Genomic DNA, 26596 nt, shown 5'->3' with positions numbered 1-26596 from the left:
GATGCGCTAGTGCAGCATGCCCTGGTTGCTATTCAAATAATAGCTTTATGGAGGTGTTGCGGAGGCGGCGGGTGCAGGGGCAGGCGCCTCGGGTTGCGACATCTCGCGCATCAGCGCGTCCAGGTCGTCGCCCTGGATCGACATCTCGGGCAGCGTGGCGGGCGTGCTGCGCAGCCACCGCGTGGTGGCGGGCACGGCCATCACCAGGACGATCACGCCGGCCAGGCAGAGCAGGTAGGGCGCCAGCGCACGCGCCACCGCGCCCATGGCAGGCCGGGGCGCCACCTGGGCGCGGGAAAGCACCAGCGCGTAGCCCAGCGGCGGCAGCAGGAACCCCGCCTGCAGCACCAGCAAGGTGAGCGCGGCCACCCAGGCCGCGTCGTCCACCAGCGCCAGCAAAGGGGGCATGACGATGGGGATGATCAGGAAGATCAGCTCGAACGCATCGAGCACAAACGCCGAGCCCAGCAGCACGGCCAGCACCACTCCCATGGCCAGCAGGGGCTGGCCCTGCAGGGCACGCATCCATTCGGCCACCAGCACATCGGTGCCGTAGGCGCGCAGCACCAGCGAGAACGTGACCGCCGCCACCAGCAGCGCAGACAGCGCGCCGGTGAGCGCCATGGCGTCGTCCAGCACCTGTGCCAGCCGCCGGCGCGTGAGCTGGCGCGACGCCACGCCCCACACCAGCAGCAGCACCCCGGCGGTGGCGGCGGCCTCCACCGCCCGCACGCGGCCGGTGGTGACCAGTGCCAGCAGGGCCACGATGAGCGTAGGCACCACGCCCAGCGTCCAGCGCTCGCCGCAGGTCAGCGGCACGGGTGCTGAGGACGCGACCCCTTGATCTGCGATGCGGCCAGTGCGGGGCTGGGCGAGCCACCAGGTCACGCCCATCCACAGCACCAGCAGCAGCGCACCGGGGGCCAGGGCGGCCTGCAGCACGTCCTGGGTGTTGATGATGCGGGTGCCCGCGTGGGCGCTGGCCAGCCCCAGCTGCGTGGCCAGGGTCAGGCCCTCGGTGTGGGCGCGCAGCATGGCATCGCCCAGCAGCAACAGCACCAGCGACGGCGGCACGATGATGCCCAGCGTGCTGGCCACGGCGACCAGGGCGGTGCGCCGGGCGGGCGGCATGCCTTCGTGGGCCCAGGCCTGCCCGGCGGTGTGCGACAGGGTCACCAGGCTGGCCCCCACCGATCCGTTCATGGGCGCCATGAGCATGCCCACGCCCAGGCCCGCCATGTCGGGCGCGGCCCGCTGCCCCACCACGCGCGCCAACAATTTGCGCAGGCCGCTGTACAGGCCGTTGACCAGTGCCAGGTGGTTGAGCAGCGCACCCACCACGGCGTACAGCACCAGCGCCTGCAGCAGGTCGTGTTCGAGCAGGCCCACCACGCGCTCCGGCAGGCTGCGCAGCACGGCGCCATCAAACGCGCCCAGCGCCAGGCCTGCCACCGCGCCCAGGGTGCTGACGCCCAGCAGCACGGCGTAGGTGGCCCAGCCGGTGGTCATCATCAGCACCAGGGCCAGCACCAGCAGCAACAGGCCGATGGCGTTCATGGGATGGCGCTCATGGGACGGGACTCATGCAGGGTCCGCCGGTGCGCCAGTGGGCGCGCGCAGCGTGTGCACGGCCCGCCACAGGTCGGCCAGTGCTTGCAGGGCCAGCAGCACGGCGAGCAGCAGCAAGGCCAGCTTGATGGCGAAGTAGCCGGGGTTGGCGGTTTCAGGAAAGCTCTCCAGCCCCTGCACCGACCGCCATACCGTAGGCGCGGCGGTGATGCACACAAACGCCGCCCAGGGCAGCACGGCCAGGGGCGCGCCCAGCAGGCGCATGGCGCGCACCGGGCCCCGGCCCGCATGGGCAAGATCGGGGCGGCTGACCAGGTGGGCGCCGCGCCGGTCTGCATGGCGCAGGGCCATCGCCACATACAGCGCAAACAGCACCTGCGCGAGGTCGTTGGCCTGGCTGGACCCCGCGCCCCACCCGTCGCGCAACGGCCATTGCAAAAACAGCAGCAGCACGACCAGCAGCGCCAGCGGCATCACCAGTGTGCCCAGGCGGTTGAGCCAGCGCTCCAGTGGCAAGGGGGTGGGCAGGTCAGGCGGCAAATGCATGCAGGTTTAGGGGCTACGAAACGTGCTGCGGAGCGAGGTGCGAGAGGGATTGCGATAGAGGCCGGAGGGCGGCGCGATTCAGCATTCGACCACATTCACCGCCAGCCCGCCGCGCGATGTCTCCTTGTATTTCACCTTCATGTCTGCGCCGGTCTGCATCATGGTCTTGATGACCTTGTCGAGCGAGACCACGTGCTGCCCGTCGCCACGCAGCGCCATGCGGGCGGCGTTGATGGCCTTGATCGCGCCCATGGCGTTGCGCTCGATGCAGGGGATCTGCACCAGACCGCCCACGGGGTCGCAGGTCATGCCCAGGTTGTGTTCCATGCCGATCTCGGCGGCGTTCTCCACCTGCTCGGGCGTGCCGCCCATCACGGCGGCCAGTGCGCCGGCGGCCATGGAGCAGGCCACGCCCACCTCGCCCTGGCAGCCCACCTCGGCGCCGGAGAGTGACGCGTTCTCCTTGTAGATGATGCCGATGGCACCTGCGGTGAGCAAAAAGGTGGCAATGCCTTCGTCGTTGGCCGGGATGGGGCCCTGCAGAAAGTTGACGTAGTAGTGCAGCACGGCCGGGATCACGCCCGCTGCGCCGTTGGTGGGCGCCGTCACCACGCGGCCGCCTGCGGCGTTTTCTTCGTTCACGGCCATGGCGTACAGGTTCACCCAGTCCAGCATGGAGAGCGGGTCGCGCAGCGCGGCCTCGGGCGAGCGGCTCAGGTTCTTGTGCAGCTCGGCCGCGCGGCGGCGCACATGCATGGGGCCGGGCAGGGTGCCGGTACTGGCGCAGCCGCGCTGCACGGCGCCCGCCATGGTCTGCCAGATGGCCAGCAACTGGCGCCGCACCTCGGCCGGGCTGCGCCAGTGCTGTTCGTTGGCGGCCATGAGCTGGGCCATGCTCAGGCCCGTGGTGCGGCACTGCGCCAGCAGCTCGGCCCCGGTGCGGAACGGGTGTGGCAGGCCCTGGCTGTGGCCGGCGGTGTCGGCGCCCGTGCTGGCCGGGGTGTTAAGCACGCGCTGGCCGGCTGCATTGACCACAAAGCCGCCGCCCACCGAGTAGTACTCGCGCATGGCGACGTCGTTGCCCTGCGCATCCTGTGCATGGAATGCCATGCCGTTGGGGTGCAGCGGCAGGCTCTTGCGGCGAAACAGCAGGTGGTCCTTTTCGACAAACGGCACCACATGCTCGCCCAGCAATGCCAGCGTGCCGCTCTGGCGGATTTGTGCGATGGCAGGGGCGATCTGGTCGGGGTCGATATGGTCTGGCTCATGCCCGGCCAGGCCGAGCAGCACGGCGCGGTCGGTGCCGTGGCCCACGCCGGTGGCCGAGAGGGAGCCGAACAGCTCCACCGTGACCTGGTGCACGGCCGCCAGTCCGACGGTGTCGCGCACATGGCAGGCAAACTGCCGGGCAGCAATCATGGGGCCCACAGTGTGGGAGCTGGACGGCCCGATGCCGATCTTGAAGAGGTCGAAAACGCTGACGGACATGGTGGGGGTGACCCTGGCTCAAAAGAAGTGCCGCAGCGCTTGTGGCGCGCGGGCACGGGCCGGCAGGGTGGGGCGCTGGCCGCCTCCCTGCCACGGTGGCCGCGAGGCTAACCGGGTGCGGTGGCCGGGGCATGCTCGCTATCCCTGCCCCGGCCGGGCCGAGGGCGTGGAACATCTCAGCGGATCGCTATGAATTAGATAGCTGTTAGCGCATGTAAATCAAGCGCTACAGGCCATTTTTGCATTGCATGGCACTCTGGAGGGCGAGTGTGTGAGCCCGCCTTGCGGCCCATGAATCTTTCTTACATCAACAGCGCGCGGCCCAGCATCACGCACCAGTCCCACCCACGGAGCTTGGGTCGGGTGTGCAGGCTGCCCCCTTTGAGGGCATCGACCTTGTCGAGGATGCGCAGGCCGCCTTGCACGACCAGCCGCAGCTCCCAGCCGGCGCGGCCGGGCAGGCGGTGCACCAGGGGGGCGCCGCTCTGCATCATGGTGCGGGCCCAGTGGGCGCAGTCGGCAATCAGGCGGGCGTTCTCGCGGGTGCTTTGCAGCGCCAGCAGCTCGGACTGGCAGGCGCCATAGGTCGCGCAGTCGGCGCGGGGCAAATAGTGGCGGCCCCGGGGAATGTCCACGGACAGGTCCTGCCAGAAGTTGATGAGCTGGAGCGCAGTGCAGATGGCGTCGCTCTGGCGCAACGCCTGGGCGTCGTGCACGCCATACAGGTGCAGCAGCAGCCTGCCCACGGGGTTGGCCGAGCGCCGGCAGTAGTCCAGCAACTCGTCGCGGTCGGCGTAGCCCTCGCCGTCCCGGGTTTTTTCCACGTCCTGGGCAAAGGCGCTGAGCAGGTCTTCCAGCAGCGGCATAGGTAACTGGTGGCTGCGCAACACGCCTTGCAGCGGCAAAAACACGCTGGCCCAGCGGGGCGAGGGCGCCTGGCCCTGGGCGATCGCGCGCAGATCGGCAAGGTAAGCGGCCAGGTCTGCCAGCCGGGCGGCGGGCAGGGCATCGCCTTCGTCGGCCATGTCATCCGCCGTGCGCGCAAAGCCGTAGATGGCGGCTATCGGCTGGCGCAGGTGGGGCGGGCACAGCAGGGATGCGACCGGAAAGTTTTCGTAATGGGTCACGGGGGGCGCCACCGCATCGGTCGCAGTGGGCTGTGGCGCGGAGGCTGCGCCGGGGTGGGGAGAGGGGCTGGGACGGTCGTTCACACCCCGGATTGTCGCTTGACAAGCTCAAGGGCTTCTCATAGATTACTAACCGGTCAGTCAGTAATCATAAAAGCCAATCCAGTGGGGGACAAGGCGGCTGGCCCCTGCACCTGTTCACAAGCGCCCTGCATGGCTGCGGGTCGCCGGTTGGCGGGTGCCTGGTGTACCGTCGCTGCGCGGGCGCTCCGGCCTGCGTTTTGCTTGCTGATCCTTGTGGCCCCTTCTTTTTTCACCGGATTTCCCATGCGCACATCCTCCGCCCTGCGGCCCTTTTCACGGCATTCCAGGCTTTTGCTGGTGCTGGCCACCGCTACCGTGCTGGCCGGCTGTTCGCGTCCCGCGCCGCCCGAGGAGCCCGTGCGCTCTGTCAAGCTGATGACGGTGGGCGTGGGCGCGCTGCAGTCCAGCCTGGAGTATTCGGGCGAGGTGCGCGCGCGGGTGGAGTCGCGCCTGGGCTTTCGGGTGGCGGGCAAGATCGTGCAGCGCCAGGCCGAGCTGGGCCAGCGCGTGAAGGCGGGCCAGGTGCTGGCGCAACTGGATCCCAAGGACTACCAGCTGGCGGCTGACGCAGCGCGTGCGCAGGTGGCGTCGGCCACCACGCAGCGCGACCTGGCGGCGGCAGACCTCAAGCGCTACCAGGCGCTTAAAGACCAGAACTTCATCAGCGGTGCCGAGCTGGAACGCCGCGAGGCCACGCTCAAGGCCGCCCAGGCCACGCTCGATCAGGCGCGCGCGCAGCTGTCGTCCCAGGGCAACCAGGCTGCTTACACCACGCTGGTGGCGGATGTGTCGGGCGTGGTGACGGGCATCGATGCCGAGCCGGGCCAGGTGGTGTCGGCCGGCGCCCCGGTGGTGCGCATTGCGCAGGACGGCCCGCGCGACGTGGTGTTTGCCGTGCCGGAAGACAAGGTGGCGCAGATCACGACGGGCTCCGAGGTCGCCGTGCGTGGCTGGTCGGGCGGCACCACGCTGACAGGCCGTGTGCGCGAGGTGGCTGCGAGCGCCGACGCGGCGACCCGCACCTTCCAGGTCAAGGTCGCCATTGACGCGGCCGACGCCCCTGCGTTGGGCGCCACCGTGTACGCCACACCCAAGGCACTGAGCCACGCCGGCATTGCCGCCATCAAGCTGCCCACTAGCGCGCTGCGGCAAGAGGGCCAGTCCACCGCCGTGTGGGTGTACGACCCCGCGACCAGCACCGTCAAGTCACAGGTGGTGCAGATCGCCACGGCCGATGGCAACGATGCCGTGGTGGCCGGGGGACTGACCCCCGGCATGCAGGTGGTGGCTACCGGCGTGCATGTGCTGTCTCCCGGTCAAAAAGTGACGGTATACCAGCCAAAAGTGGCTCAGGCGCCGGTGAATAAAGCGCAAACAGCTCCTGAATCTGTAGCAATGCCAGCGGTGCCATCGGCTCCTGCAACCGCCGCTGCACCCGCCACCGCCTCGGCCTCTGCCGCCAACTGAGGCCCGTCATGACGCAAATCCAACCCAAAGAGGGGTTCAACCTCTCCAAATGGGCGCTCGACCATCCCGCGCTCACCCGCTACCTCATGGTGGTGCTGATGCTGCTGGGCTTTGCGGCCTACTTCCAGCTGGGGCAGGACGAAGACCCGCCGTTCACCTTCCGCGCCATGGTGGTGCGCACCTACTGGCCCGGCGCCACGGCCCAGCAGGTGGCCGAGCAGGTCACTGACAAGATCGAGCGCACGCTGCAAGAGGTGCCGTATGCGGACAAGATCCGCAGCTACTCCAAGCCCGGCGAGTCGCAGATCATTTTTCAGATCAAGGACTCCTCCAAGCCCGGCGACGTGGCCAATGTCTGGTACGGCGTGCGCAAGAAGGTGGGCGACATGCGCTACACCTTGCCGCAGGGCATCCAGGGCCCGTTCTTCAATGACGACTTCGGGGACGTGTATGGCGTGATCTACGCGCTGGAGTCCGAGGGCTTCAGCTACGCCGAGCTCAAGCAGTTTGCCGATGATGCACGCCAGCAGCTGCTGCGCGTGCCCGATGTGGCCAAGGTCGAGCTGTTTGGCGTGCAGGACGAAAAGCTCTTCATCGAGATCTCGCAAAAGCGCTTGTCGCAACTGGGCCTGGACATGAACCAGGTGCTCGCTCAGCTGGGCCAGCAGAACGCAGTGGAGAGCGCGGGCACCATTCAGACGCCCCAAGACCAGGTGCAGGTGCGCGTGCAGGGTCAGTTCAACGCCATCGAAGATCTGCGCGCGATGCCGATCCGCGGCCCCTCGGGCGCGCAGCTGCGGCTGGGCGATATCGCTGAAGTGCAGCGCGGCTACGTGGACCCACCGGGTGTGAAGGTGCGCCACCAAGGCCGCGAGGTGATTGCGCTGGGCGTCTCCATGGCCAAGGGCGGCGACATCATTGCGCTGGGCAAGGCGCTGCATACGGCCACCGACCGCATCGGCGCCACGCTGCCGGCCGGTGTGAAGCTGGTCAACGTGCAGGACCAGCCCAAGGCGGTGTCCACCTCGGTGAATGAATTCGTCAAGGTGCTGATCGAGGCCGTGGTCATCGTGCTGGCGGTGAGCTTCATCAGCCTGGGATTTCACAAACGCCCTGGCAACAACCCGCTGTGGAAGCGCTGGTACATCGACCCCCGCCCGGGGCTGGTGGTGGGCATCACGATCCCGCTGGTGCTGGCTGTCACCTTCCTGGCCATGTGGTACTGGGGCATCGGGCTGCACAAAATTTCGCTCGGCTCGCTGATCATCGCGCTGGGCCTGCTGGTGGACGACGCCATCATTGCGGTTGAGATGATGGTGCTGAAGCTCGAAGAGGGCTATGACAAGGTGCGCGCCGCCACCTTCGCCTACGAGATCACGGCCATGCCCATGCTCACGGGCACCTTGATCACGGCGGCGGGCTTCTTGCCCATCGGACTGGCCAAGTCCACCACGGGCGAATACACCTTTGCCATCTTTGCCGTGACGGTGATTGCGCTGGTGCTCAGCTGGTTCGTGTCGGTCTACTTTGTGCCTTACCTGGGCACGCTGCTGCTCAAGGTGCCTCCCCATGTGCTGGCCGCCCAGGCCAACAAGGGCATCACCGACGACCCGCATGAGGTGTTTGACAGTCCGTTCTATCGCAGCTTCCGCCGTCTGGTGGACTGGTGCGTGCAGCACCGCTGGATCACCATCGGGGCGACCATCCTCACTTTTGCCCTAGGCATCGTGGGCATGGGCAAGGTGCAGCAGCAGTTCTTTCCGGATTCCAGCCGGCCCGAGATTCTGGTGGACATCTGGTTCCCGGAAGGCACGTCGTTTGCGGGCAACGAGGCCGTCACCAAGCGCGTGGAGCAGCGTCTCCTCGCCGAGCCGGGCGTGAACACGGTGAGCACCTGGGTGGGCTCGGGCGTGCCGCGTTTTTATCTGCCGCTGGACCAGGTGTTCCCGCAGAGCAACGTCTCCCAGTTCATCGTGGTGCCGCAGGACCTGAAGGTGCGCGAATCGCTGCGGGTGAAGCTGCCCGCGCTGCTGGCTGAGGAATTCCCGGAAGTGCGCGGCCGCGTCAAGCTGCTGCCCAACGGGCCACCGGTGCCGTACCCCGTGCAGTTCCGCGTGGTAGGCCCCGACCCGCTGGTGCTGCGTGAGCGTGCCGACGAGGTCAAGGCCCAGTTGCGCCAGAACCCCAACATGCGCGGCGTGAACGACAACTGGAACGAGTCTGTGAAGGTGCTGCGCCTGGAAGTGGACCAGGCCAAGGCGCGCGCCCTGGGTGTGACGAGCCAGTCCATCGCCCAGGCGTCCAAGACCATTCTGTCGGGCACCCAGGTGGGGCAGTACCGCGAGGGCGACAAGCTCATCGACATCCTGCTGCGCCAGCCGCTGGATGAGCGCAATGCCATCACCGACATTGCCAACGCCTACCTGCCCACGGCGTCGGGCAAGTCGATCCCGCTCACGCAGATCGCCAAGCCCGTTTTCACCTGGGAGCCCGGCGTGATGTGGCGCGAGAACCGCGACTACGCCATCACCGTGCAGGGCGACGTGACCGAGGGCCTGCAGGGCGCGACGGTGACGGCGGCGCTGCTGCCGTCCCTCAAGGAGATCGAGGCCAAGTGGCGGTCGGCGGGCCAGACGGGTTACCGCATCGAGGTGGCGGGCGCCGTGGAGGAAAGCTCCAAGGGCTCGGCGTCCATCGCGGCGGGCCTTCCCATCATGCTGTTCATCACCTTCACGCTGCTGATGCTGCAACTGCACAGCTTCAGCCGCGCGATGCTGGTGTTCCTCACCGGGCCACTGGGCATGGCGGGTGTCGCGGCGGCGCTGTTGCTGCTCAACCGGCCGTTTGGGTTCGTGGCGCTGCTGGGGGTGATCGCGCTCATGGGCATGATCCAGCGCAATTCGGTGATCCTGATCGACCAGATCGAGCAGGACCGCGCCCGGGGCGTGCCCGCATGGGATGCGATTGTGGAATCGGCCGTTCGCCGTTTGCGCCCCATTGTGCTCACGGCCGCCGCCGCCGTGCTGGCCATGATCCCGCTGTCGCGCAGCGTGTTCTGGGGCCCGATGGCGGTTGCCATCATGGGCGGGCTGGTCGTGGCCACGGTGCTCACGCTGCTTGCGCTGCCTGCGATGTACGCGGCCTGGTTCCGTGTCAAGCGGCCTGCGCCAGAGGTTCCTGGGGCTGCTTGACCGGCAGGGCTTTCGCATCAGGTAAAATAAAAGGTTGACCGATTTCACACAGGCGGCAGCTCAGCTTGCCGCCTGTTTGTTTGTAGAACCGCGCGGGTGGCGAAATTGGTAGACGCACCAGGTTTAGGTCCTGACGCCAGCAATGGTGTGGGGGTTCGAGTCCCCCCCCGCGCACCACCCATGTGAGACTTTGCGGAACACGGCGCTGCTGCGCTGCAGCCAGCACGATCCACATTCATAAGAGGAATAGCCATGGCCGTTACTGTTGAAACCCTTGAGAAGCTCGAGCGCAAGATCACGCTGAGCGTGCCCGTCACCCTGATCCAGTCCGAAGTGGACACGCGCCTCAAGCGCCTGGCCCGTACGGTCAAGATGGACGGCTTCCGTCCCGGCAAGGTGCCCATGAACGTGGTCGCCCAGCGTTATGGCTACTCGGTGCAGTACGAAGTGCTGAACGACAAGGTGGGTGAGGCTTTTGCCGTGGCTGCGAACGAAGCCAACCTGCGCGTGGCCGGTCAGCCCCGCATCACCGAAAAGGAAGGCGCTCCCGAGGGCCAGGTCACGTTTGACGCCGTCTTTGAAGTGTTCCCCGAAGTCAAGATCGCTGACCTGTCGGACGCCGAAGTCGAAAAGCTGTCCTCCGAAGTGACCGACAGCGCCATCGACAAGACCCTGGACATCCTGCGCAAGCAGCGCCGCAGCTTCGCCCAGCGCGCCCTGGACGCTGCTGCGCAAGACGGTGACCGCGTGACCGTGGACTTCGAAGGCAAGATCGACGGTGAACCCTTTGACGGCGGCAAGGCCGAAGACTTCCAGTTCCTGGTCGGCGAAGGCCAGATGCTCAAGGAGTTTGAAGATGCCGTGCGCGGCATGAAGTCTGGCGAAAGCAAGACCTTCCCCCTGGCTTTCCCCGCCGAGTACCACGGCAAGGACGTTGCTGGCAAGACCGCCGACTTCCTGGTGACCATCAAGAAGATCGAAGCAGCCCATCTGCCCGAAGTGAACGACGCCCTGGCCAAGTCGCTGGGCATTGCCGACGGTTCCGTGGAAGGCCTGCGCGCTGACATCAAGAAGAACCTGGAGCGCGAAGTCAAGTTCCGCCTGCTGGCCCGCAACAAGGCTGCCGTGATGGACGCCCTGGTGTCCAAGGCCGAGCTGGATCTGCCCAATGCCAGCATCCAGGCCGAAATCGCTCGCCTGATGGAAGGCGCCCGCGCTGAACTCAAGCAACGCGGCGTCAAGGATGCCGATAAGGCAGAAATCCCTGAAGACGTGTTCCGTCCTCAGGCTGAGCGCCGTGTGCGCCTGGGTCTGGTGCTGGCCGAGCTGGTGCGCGCCAATGAACTGCAGGCCAAGCCCGAGCAGCTTAAGGCCCATATCGACGAGCTGGCTGCCAGCTACGAGAAGCCCGAAGACGTGGTGCGCTGGTACTTCGGCGACCGCCAGCGTCTGGCCGAAGTCGAAGCCGTTGTCATCGAAAACAACGTGACCGAGTTCGTGCTGTCCAAGGCCAAGGTGGTCGAGAAGGCCATTTCCTTCGATGACTTGATGGCGCAGCAGGGCTGATAGGCCCTCGGGCCGGCTGGCCTGCTTCGTGCGACTGCCCGGTTCTGGTCGTCAAGACACACCAGGGGCTTGTGCTTTCGTGCACAAGCCCCAATTCATTTCTGGGTACAGTACCTGCTTGACTGGAGAAATACATGAGCGCATTGGAAACACAAGGCCTGGGCATGGTCCCCATGGTCATCGAGCAGTCGGGCCGTGGCGAACGGTCCTATGACATCTACTCGCGCCTGCTCAAGGAGCGCGTGATTTTTCTGGTGGGCCCGGTCAATGACCAGACGGCCAACCTGGTGGTGGCACAGCTGCTGTTCCTGGAGAGCGAAAACCCCGACAAGGACATCTCGTTCTACATCAACTCGCCCGGTGGTTCGGTGAGTGCCGGCATGGCGATCTTTGACACCATGAACTTCATCAAGCCCGATGTCTCGACCCTGTGCACGGGCATGGCGGCCAGCATGGGCGCGTTCCTGTTGGCGGCAGGCGCCAAGGGCAAGCGTTTTGCGTTGCCCAATTCCAAGGTCATGATCCACCAGCCTCTGGGCGGCATGCAAGGCCAGGCCACCGAGATCGAGATCCACGCCCGCGAGATCCTCAAGACCCGCGAGCAACTCAACAAGATCCTCGCCGAGCGCACCGGCCAGCCGCTGGAGAAGATCCAGCGCGACACGGAGCGTGACTATTTCCTCTCGGCCGACGAGGCCAAGGACTATGGTCTGGTCGATCAGGTGATCAGCCAGCGCGCCTGATCGCCCGAGGGCGGCGAAGCGGCGTTTTCCCGAGGGGAAGACGCCGTTTTTATTTGGTTATCATCCCAACAACTTTCCGAAACAAGCAAGGCATTGCCCCCATGGCCGAGAAAAAAGGCTCTTCCAGCGAAAAAACCCTTTACTGCTCTTTCTGCGGCAAAAGCCAGCATGAAGTGAAGAAGCTGATCGCCGGTCCGTCGGTCTTTATCTGCGACGAGTGCATTGACCTGTGCAATGAGATCATCCGCGACGAACTGCCGGCTGGTGATCTGGCCCGCGAAGGCCGCAGCGACCTGCCCACGCCGGTCGAGATCAAGGCCAACCTGGACAACTACGTGATTGGCCAGGACGTGGCCAAGCGCACACTGGCCGTGGCGGTGTACAACCACTACAAGCGCCTGCGCCACAAGGACAAGGCCCACAAGGACGATGTGGAGCTGTCCAAGAGCAACATCCTGCTGATCGGCCCCACCGGCTCCGGCAAGACGCTGTTGGCACAAACCCTGGCACGCATGCTGGATGTGCCCTTTGTGATGGCCGATGCCACCACGCTGACCGAGGCGGGCTATGTGGGCGAGGACGTGGAGAACATCGTCCAGAAGCTGCTGCAGAGCTGCAACTATGAAGTCGAGCGCGCCCAGCGTGGCATCGTCTACATCGACGAAATCGACAAGATCTCGCGCAAGTCCGACAACCCCAGCATCACGCGCGACGTGTCGGGCGAGGGCGTGCAGCAGGCCTTGCTCAAGCTCATCGAAGGCACCATGGCCAGCGTGCCGCCACAAGGGGGGCGCAAGCATCCGAACCAGGACTTCCTGCAGATCGACACGACCAACATCCTGTTCATCTGCGGTGGTGCCTTCGCCGGGCTGGAAAAAGTCATCGAGAACCGCACTGAGGCGTCGGGCATCGGGTTCGGCGCGTCGGTAAAGAGCAAGAAGCAGCGTTCTCTCACCGAGGTGTTCACCGAGATCGAGCCGGAAGACCTCATCAAGTTTGGTCTGATCCCTGAACTGGTGGGACGGATGCCTGTGGTGACGGCGCTGGCCGAGTTGAGCGAAGATGCGCTCGTGCAGATCCTGACCGAGCCCAAGAATGCGCTCGTCAAGCAGTACAGCAAGCTTCTGGCGATGGAAGGTGTAGACCTCGAAATTCGCCCGGCAGCCCTGAAAGCCATTGCCCGCAAGGCGTTGGCTCGCAAGACGGGTGCGCGGGGGCTTCGCTCCATTCTGGAGCAAGCGCTGATTGGCACCATGTTCGACCTGCCCAATACCAGCAACGTCGAAAAGGTGGTGGTGGACGAGTCCACCATCGAAGAAAACAAGCCGCCGCTGCTCGTCTACCGCGAAGCAGCCAAGAAGGCCTGAAAAGGCCTAAAAAGAGGCGTGCAGGAGTCCGCTGGTGCCTCCATGGATCAGACGGATTTCTTCACGCGGTCTGAGATGACCGGAGCGGGCGCCCTGTGGCCGCCCTTCGAACCATCAACCCTTGTGCCAGCACGGCTGCGCGCGAGGGTTGAAAATCCCCACATGTGGACCCACTTCCGCAGAGCACTTTGAGGATTTCCATGTCCGGACATACCCCCCTGCCAGCTACCCCCCTTGACCTGCCGCTGTTGCCTTTGCGTGACGTGGTGGTGTTCCCCCACATGGTGATCCCGCTTTTTGTGGGCCGCCCCAAGAGCATCAAGGCTCTGGAGATGGCCATGGAGGCCGACCGCCGCATCATGCTGGTGGCCCAAAAGGCCGCAGCCAAAGATGAGCCTTCGGTGGCGGACATGTTCGATGTGGGGTGTGTCTCCACCATCTTGCAGATGCTCAAGCTGCCCGACGGCACCGTGAAGGTGCTGGTGGAAGGCCAGCAGCGCGCGCTGGTGACATCGATTGAAGATGCGGAGTCGCACTTCATGGCCACCGTGACGCCGGTGGAGGCCACGCCGGACGCCAACAAGCCCAGCGAAATCGAGGCCCTGCGGCGCGCCGTGATGCAGCAGTTTGACCAGTACGTCAAACTCAACAAGAAGATTCCGCCGGAGATTTTGACTTCCATTTCCAGCATTGACGATCCCGGCCGTCTTGCGGACACCATCGCTGCGCACCTGCCCCTTAAGCTTGAAAACAAGCAGGTGGTGCTGGACCTGTCGGATGTGAAGGTGCGCCTCGAAAACCTGTTCGAGCAGCTCGACCGCGAGGTGGACATCCTCAACGTCGACAAGAAGATCCGTGGCCGCGTCAAGCGCCAGATGGAGAAGAACCAGCGCGATTTCTATCTGAACGAGCAGGTCAAGGCCATCCAGAAGGAACTAGGCGAGGGCGACGAAGGTGCCGACATCGAGGAGATCGAGAAAAAGATCAAGCTCGCCAAGATGCCAGCCGAGGCGCGCAAGAAGGCAGAAGCTGAGCTCAAAAAACTCAAGCTGATGTCGCCCATGTCGGCCGAAGCGACGGTGGTGCGCAACTACATCGACGTGCTCACCGCGCTGCCCTGGAGCAAGAAGACCAAGATCAAGCACGACCTGGTGAATGCCGAGGGCGTCCTCAACGAAGACCACTACGGCCTCGACAAGGTCAAGGATCGCATCCTGGAATACCTCGCTGTACAGCAGCGCGTGGACAAGGTGAAAGCGCCTATCCTGTGCCTGGTGGGACCTCCTGGCGTGGGCAAGACCTCGCTGGGACAGTCCATTGCCAAAGCCACCGGACGCAAGTACGTGCGCATGGCCCTGGGCGGCATGCGCGATGAAGCCGAGATCCGCGGGCACCGCCGCACCTACATTGGCGCACTGCCGGGCAAGGTGCTGCAGAGCCTTTCGAAAGTCGGTACGCGCAACCCGTTGTTCCTGCTCGACGAGATCGACAAACTGGGTACGGATTTCCGGGGCGACCCGTCCAGCGCGCTGCTGGAAGTGCTTGACCCCGAGCAGAACCACACATTCGGCGACCACTATGTCGAGGTGGACTTCGATCTGTCCGACGTGATGTTCGTCGCCACGTCGAACTCGATGAACATTCCGCCAGCGCTGCTAGACCGGATGGAAGTGATTCGCCTGTCGGGCTACACCGAAGACGAGAAGACCAGCATCGCCATGAAGTACCTGCTGCCCAAGCAGCTCAAGAACAATGGCGTGAAGGACGAAGAACTGCTCATCACCGAGCCTGCCGTGCGCGACATGGTGCGCTACTACACCCGTGAAGCTGGTGTGCGCTCGTTAGAGCGCGAGCTGTCCAAAATTTGCCGCAAGGTGGTCAAGGGCTTGCAGCTCAAGAAGCTGGAACCTCAGGTCGTCGTCACCGCCGACAACCTGCCGGACTTTTTGGGCGTACGCAAGTACACCTACGGCCGTGCCGAACTGCAAAACCAGGTGGGGCAGGTGGTGGGCTTGGCCTGGACGGAGGTGGGGGGCGATCTGCTGACCATCGAGGCGGCCATCATGCCTGGCAAGGGTGTGATCACGCGCACGGGCTCGCTGGGCGACGTGATGAAGGAATCCGTGGAAGCAGCCCGTACGGTGGTGCGCAGCCGCGCACGCATGCTGGGCATCAAGGACGAAACGTTCGAGAAGCGCGACATCCATATCCACGTGCCCGATGGCGCCACACCCAAGGACGGCCCCAGCGCCGGGGCCGCAATGACCACGGCCTTTGTCTCGGCCCTCACCGGCATTCCTGTGCGCGGCGATGTGGCGATGACCGGCGAGATCACGCTGCGGGGCGAGGTAACGGCCATCGGCGGCCTCAAGGAAAAGCTGCTGGCCGCTTTGCGCGGCGGCATCAAGACGGTGCTGATCCCTGAAGAGAACGTGAAGGACCTTGCAGAGATTCCGGATAACGTGAAGAGTGGCCTGGAGATCGTGCCTGTGCGCTGGATCGACAAGGTATTGGAGGTGGCGCTGGAGAGCAAGCCTGTGCCGCTGACGGATGAAGAGGTCGCCGTGGCTGCTGCAGCGGTAGCTGTGTCGACAGACAAAGCCGCAGCGTCGTCTGCTGCCGTCGATGGATTGAAACATTGATGCAAATTTTTTTGGGAGCCCCAAAAAATGCGCTACAATTCACTCCATCGCAGCAAACGTTGTACAATGTAAGGCTTCGATAAATGCGGGAATAGCTCAGTTGGTAGAGCGCAACCTTGCCAAGGTTGAGGTCGAGAGTTCGAGACTCTTTTCCCGCTCCAATTTCCACAAAAAAGGGAAGCAATTGCTTCCCTTTTTTGTCAGAGGAATGAGGGTTCTTGGCGCGGTAGCAAAGCGGTTATGCCCCGGATTGCAAATCCGGTTAGTCCGGTTCGACTCCGGACCGCGCCTCCAGATACGGTCTGCAGCAGGTAAGTGACGAAGCCCTCAGGGCGAAGACGCAAGCAGAGATCGTCTCAAGGGTTGGTAGTTGGATAAAAATTTTTTGGCTTGCAATCGAACACGCTCAAAAAGAGTTATATAATTTGAGGCTTGCTGATAAGCACTAACGGAAACGTTAGAAAAATCAGTAAATGCGGGAATAGCTCAGTTGGTAGAGCGCAACCTTGCCAAGGTTGAGGTCGAGAGTTCGAGACTCTTTTCCCGCTCCATATTTGAAAAGGGAAGCTTAGGCTTCCCTTTTTTCTTGGTGGTACGGGGCGCGCTGTTTTCAAAACAGCGGTCCTGACCAGAGATACGACAGGGCATTGCGCGCATGCGCTGCCCGGGTTACGCTGCAACGCAGGTATGCGCTCAGCAGCCGGCGCCCCGATGGTGAAATTGGTAGACACTGCGGACTTAAAATCTGTTTTGTCAAGTCCTTTCTGCTTTCGCCACCAAGCCGGAAGGTCAATAGTGGCAAGGACTTGGGAGCATCCAAGGCGTAGCTTCGCGGCTCGGCTTGATGGTCAGGAGCCAACTAGGAGCCAGCAGGGAGAGGTGTAGGCTCCAGTGCATCATGTAATGCCCGAGTGGTGAAATCGGTAGACACAAGGGACTTGAACAATTTGAGCCCTCCGGGGGAAACCCCAGAGGTGAAGCCCGTCAAAGTCGGCGAACGCCCTGGATGCCCCGGCATCCGAGCCAACGCCGAGCCAAGCCCAGGCCCAATGCCTGGGAAGGTGTAGAGAGCAGACGGCGGGCACCTACGGCTGCAAGGCTATGGTGAAGGCGTGCTCCAGACCACGAACAGCGCACGCGCTGGCGGCGAAAGCCGAAGTGGTAAGAAAATCCCTCGCCGAAAGGCGTGCCGGTTCGATTCCGGCCTCGGGCACCAATTCAGGGGCCGCTTCTGTTGGCGCAGAAGCGGCCTTTTCATAGGGGGCAATGACACGGCTCATCCAAGCGCGTTCAGTCAAGGTTAACTCCGCTGCGCTAGATGTAGTTTCTCAACACGTTGTTCCCCTCGAAGCCAAGGCGAGTGATAGGAGGACGATGTGAAGTTGCCGAGTGTGGCCGATGGAAGTTGTAGTGGTACATCCACGGCTGCAGTTCCCGCGCTCGATGTTCCGAGGACGGGTAGACGAAGGCATAGGCCCACTCGCGCAGCAAGGTCTGGATGAAGCGTTCGGCTTTGCCATTGGTCCTTGGCGTGTAGGGGCGCGTGCGGATGTGCTTGATGCCCAGGCGACGCAGCAATTTGGTGAAGCGGCGTGACTTGTAGGCCGAGCCGTTGTCGGTCATCACTCGCTCAACGTTCACGCCCAGGCTCTTGTAGTAGCGCAGTGCGGCCAGCAGGAAGGCGCAGGCGCACTTGGCCGTCTCGTCGGCGAGCATCTGGCTGAAGCCCACGCGCGAATGATCGTCGATAGCCACATGCAGCGCTTGCCAGCCGGCACGCGGGGTGTTCTGTGTGCGATCGCCCGTGACACGGTGGCCAGGCTTGTCGAAGCGCCCAAGCTTCTTGGTGTCCAGGTGCAGCAATTCGCCCGCGCTTTGGCGTTCGTAACGGCGCACGGGCACCGTGTCTTGCAACGCGGGCAAGCGCGCCACCGCAGCGGCCTTGCAAGCACGTGCCACGACGCTTATGGACAGGCCCACCCGCTCGGCAATGCACGCGTAGGTCAGGCGCTGATTGCGGCGCAGCGCCACCGCCCGCTCGAGCTTGAGGGCATCGCTGCGTCGCGGACTGCGCTCGGGTCGGGAACTGCGATCAAGCAGGCCGGGCGCGCCCTGGCTGGCCCAGCGACGCTGCCACTTGCGTGCGGTGTGTGCGCTCAAGCCTGCGGCTGCAGCCGCAGGCTTGAGCCCGATGCGATCGATCTCGCGCACCAGATGCTCTCGACCTCTGGGCGTCATTGAGGCATTCTTGTGGATGTTCACACGGGGAGTCCTGAAGAAAGTTGGCCGGCTTGAGAACCTCCATCTTCCTTCACCTCGGGTGAACAACCTCTTGGGAAACTACAGCTAGATCGCGACAAGCCCAGGAGCAAGGTCCAGCGGCCTTCACCGATTGACTGCCCGATGTGTTGAAACCTCAGCCCAGATGCTCCGCACCTCGGATTACGGCCTCGGGGAATAGATTCTGCGCCACGATCGCGGTGCGAGCCGCTGCGACATCGGGCACAAAGGCCACGACTGCCAAGTCCTTCGTTGCACGCGAGCAGCACACATAGAAGAGGCGGCGGGTTCGATCGAGTACGGACTCTTCACCTGCCGCCAGGTTGGCTTCGTCCTTGTCCGAGAGGGGGACGTACCCGAGATACTTCCCGTAAGAATACTGCCGGAAGCCCGCTTCCTCATCGTCGATGACGACCAATACGCGCTCAAATTGGGCACCCTTCACCCCATGATGCGTCGCGAACGGTGACTCCTCTGTAAAGTAGCGCCGGTAGGCCCAGAGTTCGTCGACACCGCATGCCAGATAGGCTTGAACGTTCTCGAAGCCGCTGCTGCCGTCATCCACAGGCTCTGCAACCAGATGCATGGCGAAGCGATCATCGAGGCGCAGCAACTCGTTATCTCGCACATGCGTCAAGACGTCCCGGATAGTCGCCTGCGATCCTGCTGCCAACAGACCGACAAGCCCGTCGAGCGCTTGCTGTAGCGCTGTAAGAACGGGGGCCGTCGCTTGCCCTCGAAGCCGCGCTGGTTCAAGCCTCGGGCATTCGCTGCGCAAGGTCGATATCACTGTGAACCGATCACCCGCTTGCGCCGCGACAACGAGCGGAAGTATGTGCTGGACAAGTGGACGGAGCGGCCAGGCTGTGCCATCGCTCAGCCCTTCACTCAGACTCATGGGGGCTCGGTCATTGAGCGCAGCATACAGATTAGGGAACCCGAGCCGGTTGGCCGCCATGCGGTGCACCAGTACAAGCAGGCGGACATCGCCTTCCCGCACGTCGCTTAGCCACAGACCGTCGCCGGTTTCGGCGGCCAGCCACTGCCTAATGGCCGCGAGGCGCGCACTCCGCTCCGCGTCCGCCGGCAGGATGAACAGATTGGAGGTACCGGCAACCGGCTGCTCGATGCCATCAACGGTTATCGTCCGACCACGCACCTGCTCAAGACCGTCGCCAGGGGCGCGGATTGCATTGATGACCCCGAGCACCGATGTCGGGCACCGGAAGTTCTCGGGCTTTGTGATCTCCGCCCAGCCGTCGTTCAGCGGGACAGTGCCTGCTCCGCTCATATAGATCTTCTGCATCGGGTCTCCGAAGAACCCGACACACAGGCCAGGATGTTCGCCCGCAATGTGCCGTAACGCCTCGACGACCTCCGGATTGGTGTCTTGGCTCTCATCGACGAAGATGTAGGGAAAGCGCTTAGCGACGAGTTGTCTCAGCAGCGGATGCGCTGCGACGCAGGCTGGGGTGAGCTTGAGGATATCGTCATGGCCAAGGATGCCTTCAGCGTAGCTGCTGCCGGTGCCGTAGACGAACTTCTCTACTTCACTGATCGCAGCCAGATCGGCTTCGAGATCTGCGATCTCCTGTTCGAGGCGGGCCTTCGTTTTCGCCTGAGTCCGAGGCTTGTCGTAGTGTGCGCGTCGCTCCGCGATCTTCTCGTCGATGCGGATGGCTACCCAAGCCGCGATATCCGAATGGAACGGCCGGATGACTGACCACAGGAAACTGTGGATGGTCGAGATGTGGAATAGCGGCGAGGCCCCGACATCGGCCGAAATCTCACCGACGGCGACTTCGGTATATGTGATGCAGGCGATTTGTTGCCCGGCGCGGCGCAGGGCAGGACCGCGGGTCTCGGCTAGGTGCGCCATAGCCTTGATCAGCGAGGTCGTTTTCCCCGACCCCGCACCGGCGACCATGACAAACGAGCGTGGCGGCATCCGATCGAGACACGCTCGAACATCTAGATCGGCTTGTGTGTCAGGACTGCCGATCCGGCTTGTCATGCCGCTACCTCGTCGCCGGCGGCGACTGGTGCCCCCTGGGGCGCGTCCTCATGCGGCTGGCCCTCATGCGGCTGGTCCTCGTCCGGTTCCGGCGGCGCAATCTCGGTCTCAAGCCAGCTCAGGCCCTCGGCGATATAGGTTGGGACAGACCAACTGCTCGGATCTTCGGCTAACAAGGCGAGCGCGAAGTCGGTCTTGCTGAAGCTCTTAGCCTGCACGCGCTTGTGGATGCGTTCCGCAAGCGTGGTCAGGTTCTTCTCGTCGGCCTTGGCGATGCGGAGCTGAAGCGGCTTACGGTTCTTGTCCTGACACCATTCAAGATTTTCGAGTGCGAATGCTTCCTCCAGCGTGCGCCCGGCTAGCGCCAGGGTTTCTCCGCCCCAAGTGACATCGGTCCGGCACTGATAGGCAACGCGTACCAAAGCGTCATTGTCGTCCGTCCTCGCCTGGATCTTCTGCTCAGCCGTCGCCTCCCACAGGGCGGCGACCGTGTCGCATTTCGGTAGCCATTGGAGCAAAGTCTGATTGGACGTCGCCGCGCCCGGATGACCGGCTATGCACGCCTTCCCGGGCTTCTCCGCAGCCACAGGCAAATCCTCCTCGTCATCGTCAATGTCCTCAGCGTCAGCGCCGGCAGCCTGCGCGTTCTCGGCGGCTGGTTCCGCGGCTTCCGGTTGACCAGCGGGTGCCGCACCCTCGCCATCCTGCCCCAGTGGACCGAACACGCTGTCGAGATCGGTGATGATGAGCGTTGTCAGTCCGAGAAACTCGATCAGCGTTTTGAATCGGTAGCCGAACGCTCCGCCGATCTCTAGGACGGTGAGATAGGTCGATTGCAGCCGCGGCGCGGCATTGGCGATCATCTGCGGCAATAGCAGCCGTTCGACATTGCCTTCGACCAGCACGGCGCCATCGGCGAAGAACAGATCGCAGTGCGCGAGTTTCAAATAGCGCTCGAGGAAGCTTCGGATGTCCGGATCGGTGCTGTCGTAGAAAACCGAGAGGTTGAGCACATCGGAGGTCGACACATTCTGTGCACGGCTTCGACGAAAATAGCGGATCGGCCGGAAGCCTCGTTCGTAAAGGATATGAGTCGAATGGGTCGTGACGACGACCTGGCTCGTATAGTGCGTGCGGTCCTCGCCCTTGAGCGCTAGGATGTCCATCACCTTGCGTATGAAGGCCTGTTGAAGCTGGGCATGGAGGTGCGCTTCGGGCTCCTCGATGAAGATCAGGTGGACCGGCGGACGGTTTTCCTCGATCGCCAGCCATTGAGCGTGGAGGTCGAGCAGCTCAACGACCATGAAGATGAGGTTTTTGAAGCCAAGACCGTTATACCGATCGGGCAAGGTAGGCGGGTCGGGCTTCCCGTCATCGGCTCCCAACGCATAGTGAACGATCGCGCCATCTCGACCGCTCATGATCTGGGCAGGGTCGAGGGCCGAGCGGATCATCATGCGCGGGTTTGAGAGGCCCGGATAGCCGAGCTTCGACAAGCTCTTGAGCGTCGGTTCGAACACTCGTTCGAGATGCTCATTAAGCGAGACTTCGGATGCTGCGAGGGCGCGCAACGCTTCGATATCTTCGCCTTTCTGTTCGAGGTTGCGCCCGTAGAAGCGACTGAGTACACGGGAGAGATCCTCGGCGCGAGAGCCACCTGGGCCGTCCGAGAGATGGCGCTGTGCGTTCAAGAAGTCAATGTGGAGAAGGCCGTTCAAGATCTCACGGCCGCTCCGGTCGCGTCCGGTGAGAGTGGCTGGGTCATAGCCAGCCTCTGCGACCATCTTCGCATCGAACCGCGCGGGATCGAGTACGAAATAGCGCAGCTCATATTCGTCATGTAGCCTGTCGCGAAGGAACTCCCGCAGGTTACGTGGCGAGGGATCGAAGGCGGGTGCTCCGTCTTCACCCTTAGCGACCGCATCGAGCACGCGCTGGCGCACTTCGACATAGCGTGCATGCGTCGCCGCAGGATTGGTGGGCGCGTAGGCAACACGCATCCCCACCAGCTTGCCTTCCCAAGCAAGGCTGGGAAGAAGATCGATGACGCGGTGAACATCGTCCGGACCGATTTCGAACCAAACGTCGATTTCCATCGTGGGAAGGCTCGCCTCGCCATCGCCCTCACCAAACGCAACGATGTCGGCCCAAAGTTCGGCACTAAAGTCGTGAATGTTGAAGCGGCCACTGCCAGTGAATAACTGGAGTGCGTGCCCGACTGATGTCTTGCCGCTGTTGTTGGCACCGACAAAAATAGAGATGTCGGAAGCAAGATCAATTACAACGTTTCGCAGCCGCCTGAAATTCCGGACGGCCAACTTCTTCAAATGCATCCTAACCTCCCCCGGTTATCGGATCATCTGGCTGGTCAAAAGGCCAGCATTTTTATGCAGATTACTATAACTATAGCGTTTCCCTTAGGGCGACGAACTTGGCGGCCACTGGTTGCTGCCGATCCACAAGGACACTTTCGACTGGTGCTGCATCGGTGGAACGGCCTATCGAACGCGTCGCGGCGTTAGCCGCCCCGATTCGTAAGCTCCGCGATCCCCTTGCCCTTTGGAGGAGGAGATGCATTTCACTGCAATGAGTAGAAACTTGGAGCGCATGCGTGCCGCTCTTACCGAATGGATGATTAAAGAGGAAATCCTGGGGGATGCGTTCTTCGTCGATATCGAGGCTTGGAGAGCTCGAAACGAGCCCTATGGGAACGACTCGCTCTTAGTCTTGGTGTTCGACAGCAGCACGCTTCATACCATGTTGAACTACGGTGGCGACACGATGGAGTTCGACGATCTGGTTGAGTCGTTCGGATTCTGGTACGAGCTTGGTCACTCTTGGAACATGGGCTTCTACCCTATTGAGGGGTATGACTACTCACGGCTTTCAGGCACCTATGCATCCAAGCTGCAAGATGAAAGGTGGCGTAAGAAGGCAGCAACCGTGAAGAAGCGGGCAGGACATCAATGTCAGGACTGCGGAGCCACGAAGCCTTTGGATGCCCACCATTGCTACTACGCAAATATGCGAGAAGGCTTCGAGCCGTGGGAATACCCACTCAGTGCCCTGCGTGCTTTGTGTCGTGAGTGTCACATCCGGCGCGAGAGATCAGAGATCCGGCTACGTGCGTTTGCTGCGTCCCTGACGAGCGAAGAACTTGACGCGCTGCGCCCCGCCATCAGTCACGCCATCTATTGGCACCAAACCGCAGCGGTGTTCTCGTCCCTTTCCGCCCTGGGGCCAGAAGAACGACACCTACAGGCAGCGCTGGAGATTCTCAGAAACGGCCGAAACGATGCCGACCGCTGAAGGGGCGTCTACCTTGCGTGGCGTCTAAATCCCCGGTCCCCCGCCATGAACGCCTCCAGCATATGCGGGATCAGCGTCATGGCGTCGACCGTCTCGCCATACGTCTGTGCGTGCAGCGCGGCGTAACGATCGAGGTCTGCCTTGAGGCTGCCCGAGCAAACAAAGGTCAGCTTGACGCTCTCGGTCTTGGGCAGCGGCCCGAGTCGCAGCTTGCGGGTCGTGCTCATCTCGAACTCCCCCGGTTGAAGAACAGCGGCTGATAGGGGCGGAGAACCAGGTCGCGGTTGACGATGATCCGCACCGGCAAACCCGGCCGTTCGGTCAGCGTCGGCTGGATGTTGAGGTTGCGCCGGGTCATTTCCTGTCCGACCTGGTTCACGCTGTCCTGCAAGCTGTCGCGTCCGGCGATGATGACGCGGTCGCCGTTCTGGCGGTTCCCCGGCGAGGCCAACTCGGCACCGACGCCCAGCAGCGTCGTCAGGGCGGCGCCGGCGAAGATGCGATCCCAATGCCAATCGACACCATCCTCCAGGCCGGCATAGCCGGCCGGGTCGGTGCCGGCCAGGTTGTCCAGCGTCAACGAGGACGTGTCCGGCAGAATGATCCGGTTCCACACCACCTGCACCCGGCTCTGGCCGTAGCTGACCTGGCTGTTGTAGCGCCCGAGGATGCGCGCCCCCTGTGGAATCAGCAGATGCCGGCCCGTAGCCGTGTCGTAGACAGGCTCCGTCACCGTAGCGATCACGTCGCCCGGCAAGTCCGACTTGATGCCCGTCACCAGCGCGCCCGCGATCACGGTTCCGGCCATCACCTGATACGGAGACGCCGGCAGCGCCAGGTTGCCGGAGTTGCGGGTTTCCGTAGAACCGGCTTTCAGGAACGCTTCTTTCTGGTCTTGCCGGTTCTGCACGGTCGTCGGGTCGGCGGGCTGGGCCGCCGTCGAGGCAGGCCCGGCAGCGAGAGGAGCGAAGGCCGCGAGTGTGTTTGCAACACCAGGCGCACCCGGCGCAGCTTGCGCGACCGTGGTGGCGGCCTGGCCCTGGGCGCCCGAGCGGAAGAACACCGACGAGGCCGCCGCCGCGTCCGCCTCCTTGCGCAAGGCATCTTCGGGATCATGGCCTGGCGGCGAATAGCCCGGCGTCACCGGCTGCTGCGAAGCGACGATGGCCGGGCCAAGGTCGCCGGGCAACGGCGGCCCCAGCTCGGGCACATCGGGCGGCAAGGCTGGTGGCAGCTTCGAGTAATCCGTCGGCAGCGCATCCAGTCCTTCGGACTTCGAGACGCGATCGACGTTGTAAAGCTCGGTTTGCTCGCCCGTACCGCGCCGCTGCGGTTGCAGCGACCAGATCGTGGCCCCAAGCACGGCGACCGACAGGCCGCCGACGAGGATGGCCAGCGTGCGCCGGTTCAGGCCCGTGACCGGGCGCGGCTGGGCGCGCAGCGCCACCGCCTCGGGCGCGACCTTGCCCGCCTGCGGCGTGGCGAGGTCGGGGGTGTTGTCCTGGCTCATGGTCAGTTCCTCCGTGCCACGCCATCCGTGCGCTCGATCCGCACCACGTCGCCCTTGTCACCGCCCAGGCGCAGTTCGGCCGCGCCGAACAGCCGATCCACGATGTAGTACGGCGAGCGGAAGCGGTAGTTCACCAGTTGCCCGTCGCCCTGCGCGCCGATGACAAACAGCGGCGGCAGCTCGCCTTGCGCGATGCCCGCCGGAAACTGGATATAGACCTTTTCGCCGTCATCGAACGCACGCAGCGGCTTCCAGGGCGGATTGCTGCCGCTGATCGCGTAGCGGAAGCGCAGGTTCTCCAGCGCCAGCCCGGTATCGACAGGCGCGGCGGCATTGGCCGCCTGCGCCTGACGCTGTAGCGCCAGCATCCGGTCGCGCGGATACTCCCAGGACACGGACGCCATCCACGTCTTCTCCGTCGAAGCCAGCTCCAGCAGGTACGTCCTGCGGCTGGTGGTAATGACGAGATTGGTCTTGAGGCCCGAGCGGATCGGCTTGACCAGCACGTTCACGCGCAGGTCGGCACCGCTACCGCTGGACGTGTCGCCCACGATCCAGCGCACGGTATCGCCGGCGGCCACCGTCACCAGTTCCTCGCCCGGCTGGAGCGAAACCACGGTCACACGGCCGACGGCCGCATAGACCTGATACAGCGCGCCATCGGTGAAGGGCCAGACCTGAATCGCATTGACGTAGCCCTCGCGCGTGGGCGCGACGCGGGCCTCGGCATTGGCGCGCGAGACGCGCACCTTCTCGTCGGCCGGCTCCGGCGCGGGTTTGGCGTCCTCGAGCGGCTTCAACTGCGCCGGCATTGGCAGCACCTCGGGCACGGCCACCACTTCCACCGGCGCGGGCGGCTCCGGCAGCGGCTGCGCCTGCACCGGCTCATCGAGCGAGATGGTTGGCGGTGGCTTGCCCTGCGAGGCGCAGCCCGCGAGGGCGAGCAGGATCGCCGGCAAAGCGGATTTACGGAAAAGATCATTCATGGCTTGGCTCCTTCGGAAGAATCCAGTTCGCGGCTCCACGACAGGCCGTTGACGTAGATGCCCAGGGGGTTCTTGCGCAGGCGTTCTTCGGTGCGCGGCGGCTGGAGCACGATGGACACCACGGCCGTCCATCGCTCCAGCCCAGCCGCGGCGCCGTTGACGTAACGGCGTTCCGTCCAGCGCACGTTGAAAGAGGTGTCGCTGGCGCGCACGACGCTGGTGATCTGTACCGTCACAGACTCCTTGCCGATGCGCGCGAACGGGTCGTTGACCCGCGCGTAGTCGTTGAGCACGGCCGCGCCCTTGTCGGTCGTGTAGTCGTAGGCGTCGAGCCAGTTCTGGCGGACGACGATGGAGTCGATGGACAGCGAGCGCACCAGCGTCACGAAGCGCGCGATGTGGTGCGCGGTCTGCGCATCGTTGGGCCGGTATGGCGTGGCGGCTTCGCCCACGGCGCGTACCTGGCCCGCGTTGTCCACCTCCACGACGTAGGGCGTCACGATGGATTGCGCCGAGCGCCACACCAGCCCGCCGGCCATCAGCAGCGCAAGCGTCAGGCAACCGAAGGCCATCAGGCGCCAGTTCTTCGCCTGGACGCGCGGCGAGCCGATGCGCTCGTCCCACACCTGGCCGGCAGCTTGGTACGGCGTGGCAGGCTGCGGCGTGTCGGCGTAGCGCACCTGCGGTTTCTTGAATCGCATGGTCAG

18 protein-coding genes and 4 tRNA genes are annotated in these 26596 nt (G+C 63.8%); 11 read left to right on the top strand and 11 right to left on the bottom strand.

Annotated features, from left to right (window positions below):
• Positions 1–45: 45 nt before the first annotated feature.
• The 4 genes from C380_RS16125 to hpnC all read right to left on the bottom strand — a co-directional run bounded on the left by C380_RS16125 (position 46) and on the right by hpnC (position 4814).
• Positions 46–1557, bottom strand: a complete 1512-nt coding sequence (locus C380_RS16125; protein ID WP_015014892.1) for a TRAP transporter large permease subunit — start codon at positions 1555–1557, stop codon at positions 46–48.
• Between the two features lie 24 nt (positions 1558–1581).
• Positions 1582–2115: a C4-dicarboxylate ABC transporter substrate-binding protein gene (locus C380_RS16120; protein ID WP_015014891.1), complete on the bottom strand. Its 534-nt coding sequence runs from the start codon at positions 2113–2115 to the stop codon at positions 1582–1584.
• A gap of 78 nt (positions 2116–2193) precedes the next feature.
• Complete coding sequence (locus tag C380_RS16115; protein ID WP_015014890.1) at positions 2194–3603, bottom strand: L-serine ammonia-lyase; 1410 nt, start codon at positions 3601–3603, stop codon at positions 2194–2196.
• A gap of 302 nt (positions 3604–3905) precedes the next feature.
• Positions 3906–4814, bottom strand: a complete 909-nt coding sequence (gene hpnC, locus C380_RS16110) for a squalene synthase HpnC (RefSeq protein ID WP_015014889.1) — start codon at positions 4812–4814, stop codon at positions 3906–3908.
• Between the two features lie 243 nt (positions 4815–5057).
• Between hpnC and C380_RS16105 the strand changes: the two genes are divergently transcribed.
• The 10 genes from C380_RS16105 (at position 5058) to C380_RS16060 (ending at position 16341) form a co-directional block, all read left to right on the top strand.
• On the top strand, positions 5058–6281 hold the full coding sequence (locus tag C380_RS16105; RefSeq protein WP_043566693.1) for an efflux RND transporter periplasmic adaptor subunit: 1224 nt from the start codon (positions 5058–5060) through the stop codon (positions 6279–6281).
• 8 nt (positions 6282–6289) lie between these two features.
• Positions 6290–9472 (top strand): efflux RND transporter permease subunit, encoded by a 3183-nt coding sequence (locus C380_RS16100; protein WP_015014887.1) that lies wholly within the window; start codon positions 6290–6292, stop codon positions 9470–9472.
• A gap of 90 nt (positions 9473–9562) precedes the next feature.
• Positions 9563–9649, top strand: a tRNA-Leu gene (locus C380_RS16095).
• A gap of 75 nt (positions 9650–9724) precedes the next feature.
• The gene (gene tig, locus C380_RS16090; RefSeq protein WP_015014886.1) at positions 9725–11038 is read left to right on the top strand and encodes a trigger factor; all 1314 of its coding nucleotides are present in this window, start codon (positions 9725–9727) and stop codon (positions 11036–11038) included.
• A 134-nt stretch (positions 11039–11172) separates the two neighbouring features.
• A complete protein-coding gene (gene clpP, locus C380_RS16085) occupies positions 11173–11781 on the top strand; it encodes an ATP-dependent Clp endopeptidase proteolytic subunit ClpP (protein ID WP_015014885.1) in 609 nt (202 codons plus the stop codon).
• A 101-nt stretch (positions 11782–11882) separates the two neighbouring features.
• The gene (gene clpX / locus C380_RS16080; protein ID WP_015014884.1) at positions 11883–13148 is read left to right on the top strand and encodes an ATP-dependent Clp protease ATP-binding subunit ClpX; all 1266 of its coding nucleotides are present in this window, start codon (positions 11883–11885) and stop codon (positions 13146–13148) included.
• Positions 13149–13348: 200 nt separating this feature from the next.
• Complete coding sequence (lon, locus tag C380_RS16075) at positions 13349–15790, top strand: endopeptidase La (RefSeq protein WP_015014883.1); 2442 nt, start codon at positions 13349–13351, stop codon at positions 15788–15790.
• A gap of 85 nt (positions 15791–15875) precedes the next feature.
• Positions 15876–15951, top strand: a tRNA-Gly gene (locus C380_RS16070).
• A 59-nt stretch (positions 15952–16010) separates the two neighbouring features.
• Positions 16011–16084, top strand: a tRNA-Cys gene (locus tag C380_RS16065).
• Between the two features lie 181 nt (positions 16085–16265).
• Positions 16266–16341: transfer RNA gene (locus C380_RS16060), tRNA-Gly, on the top strand.
• 763 nt (positions 16342–17104) lie between these two features.
• Here C380_RS16060 and C380_RS16055 read toward each other — a convergent pair.
• From C380_RS16055 to C380_RS16045, 3 genes are all read right to left on the bottom strand, one after another.
• Positions 17105–18052 carry an IS481 family transposase gene (locus C380_RS16055; protein ID WP_015014882.1) on the bottom strand — a complete coding sequence of 316 codons (948 nt, stop codon included), beginning with the start codon at positions 18050–18052 and terminating at the stop codon, positions 17105–17107.
• 154 nt (positions 18053–18206) lie between these two features.
• Positions 18207–20084, bottom strand: a complete 1878-nt coding sequence (locus C380_RS16050; protein WP_043088344.1) for a UvrD-helicase domain-containing protein — start codon at positions 20082–20084, stop codon at positions 18207–18209.
• A complete protein-coding gene (locus tag C380_RS16045) occupies positions 20081–22417 on the bottom strand; it encodes an ATP-dependent endonuclease (protein ID WP_015014880.1) in 2337 nt (778 codons plus the stop codon). Before C380_RS16045 ends, C380_RS16050 begins: the two co-directional genes overlap by 4 nt.
• A 238-nt stretch (positions 22418–22655) precedes the next feature.
• On the opposite strand from C380_RS16045, the gene C380_RS16040 reads away from it, so the two are divergent.
• On the top strand, positions 22656–23393 hold the full coding sequence (locus C380_RS16040) for an HNH endonuclease (RefSeq protein ID WP_015014879.1): 738 nt from the start codon (positions 22656–22658) through the stop codon (positions 23391–23393).
• A gap of 8 nt (positions 23394–23401) precedes the next feature.
• Here C380_RS16040 and C380_RS16035 read toward each other — a convergent pair whose 3' ends face one another.
• From C380_RS16035 to trbF, 4 genes are read right to left on the bottom strand one after another with little or no spacing between them, the layout of a single operon-like run.
• On the bottom strand, positions 23402–23620 hold the full coding sequence (locus C380_RS16035) for a DUF2274 domain-containing protein (protein ID WP_013721742.1): 219 nt from the start codon (positions 23618–23620) through the stop codon (positions 23402–23404).
• Positions 23617–24903, bottom strand: a complete 1287-nt coding sequence (locus C380_RS16030) for a TrbI/VirB10 family protein (protein ID WP_015014878.1) — start codon at positions 24901–24903, stop codon at positions 23617–23619. The genes C380_RS16035 and C380_RS16030 overlap by 4 nt, the downstream gene beginning before the upstream one ends.
• Before the next feature lie 2 nt (positions 24904–24905).
• Positions 24906–25889 carry a P-type conjugative transfer protein TrbG gene (gene trbG, locus C380_RS16025; RefSeq protein ID WP_015014877.1) on the bottom strand — a complete coding sequence of 328 codons (984 nt, stop codon included), beginning with the start codon at positions 25887–25889 and terminating at the stop codon, positions 24906–24908.
• A complete protein-coding gene (gene trbF, locus C380_RS16020) occupies positions 25886–26590 on the bottom strand; it encodes a conjugal transfer protein TrbF (RefSeq protein ID WP_013721745.1) in 705 nt (234 codons plus the stop codon). The genes trbG and trbF overlap by 4 nt, the downstream gene beginning before the upstream one ends.
• Positions 26591–26596: the final 6 nt, after the last annotated feature.

It is taken from the genome of Acidovorax sp. KKS102 (genome assembly GCF_000302535.1).
GTDB lineage: Bacteria > Pseudomonadota > Gammaproteobacteria > Burkholderiales > Burkholderiaceae_C > Acidovorax.
This window is presented reverse-complemented; position numbering and strand designations above follow the sequence as displayed.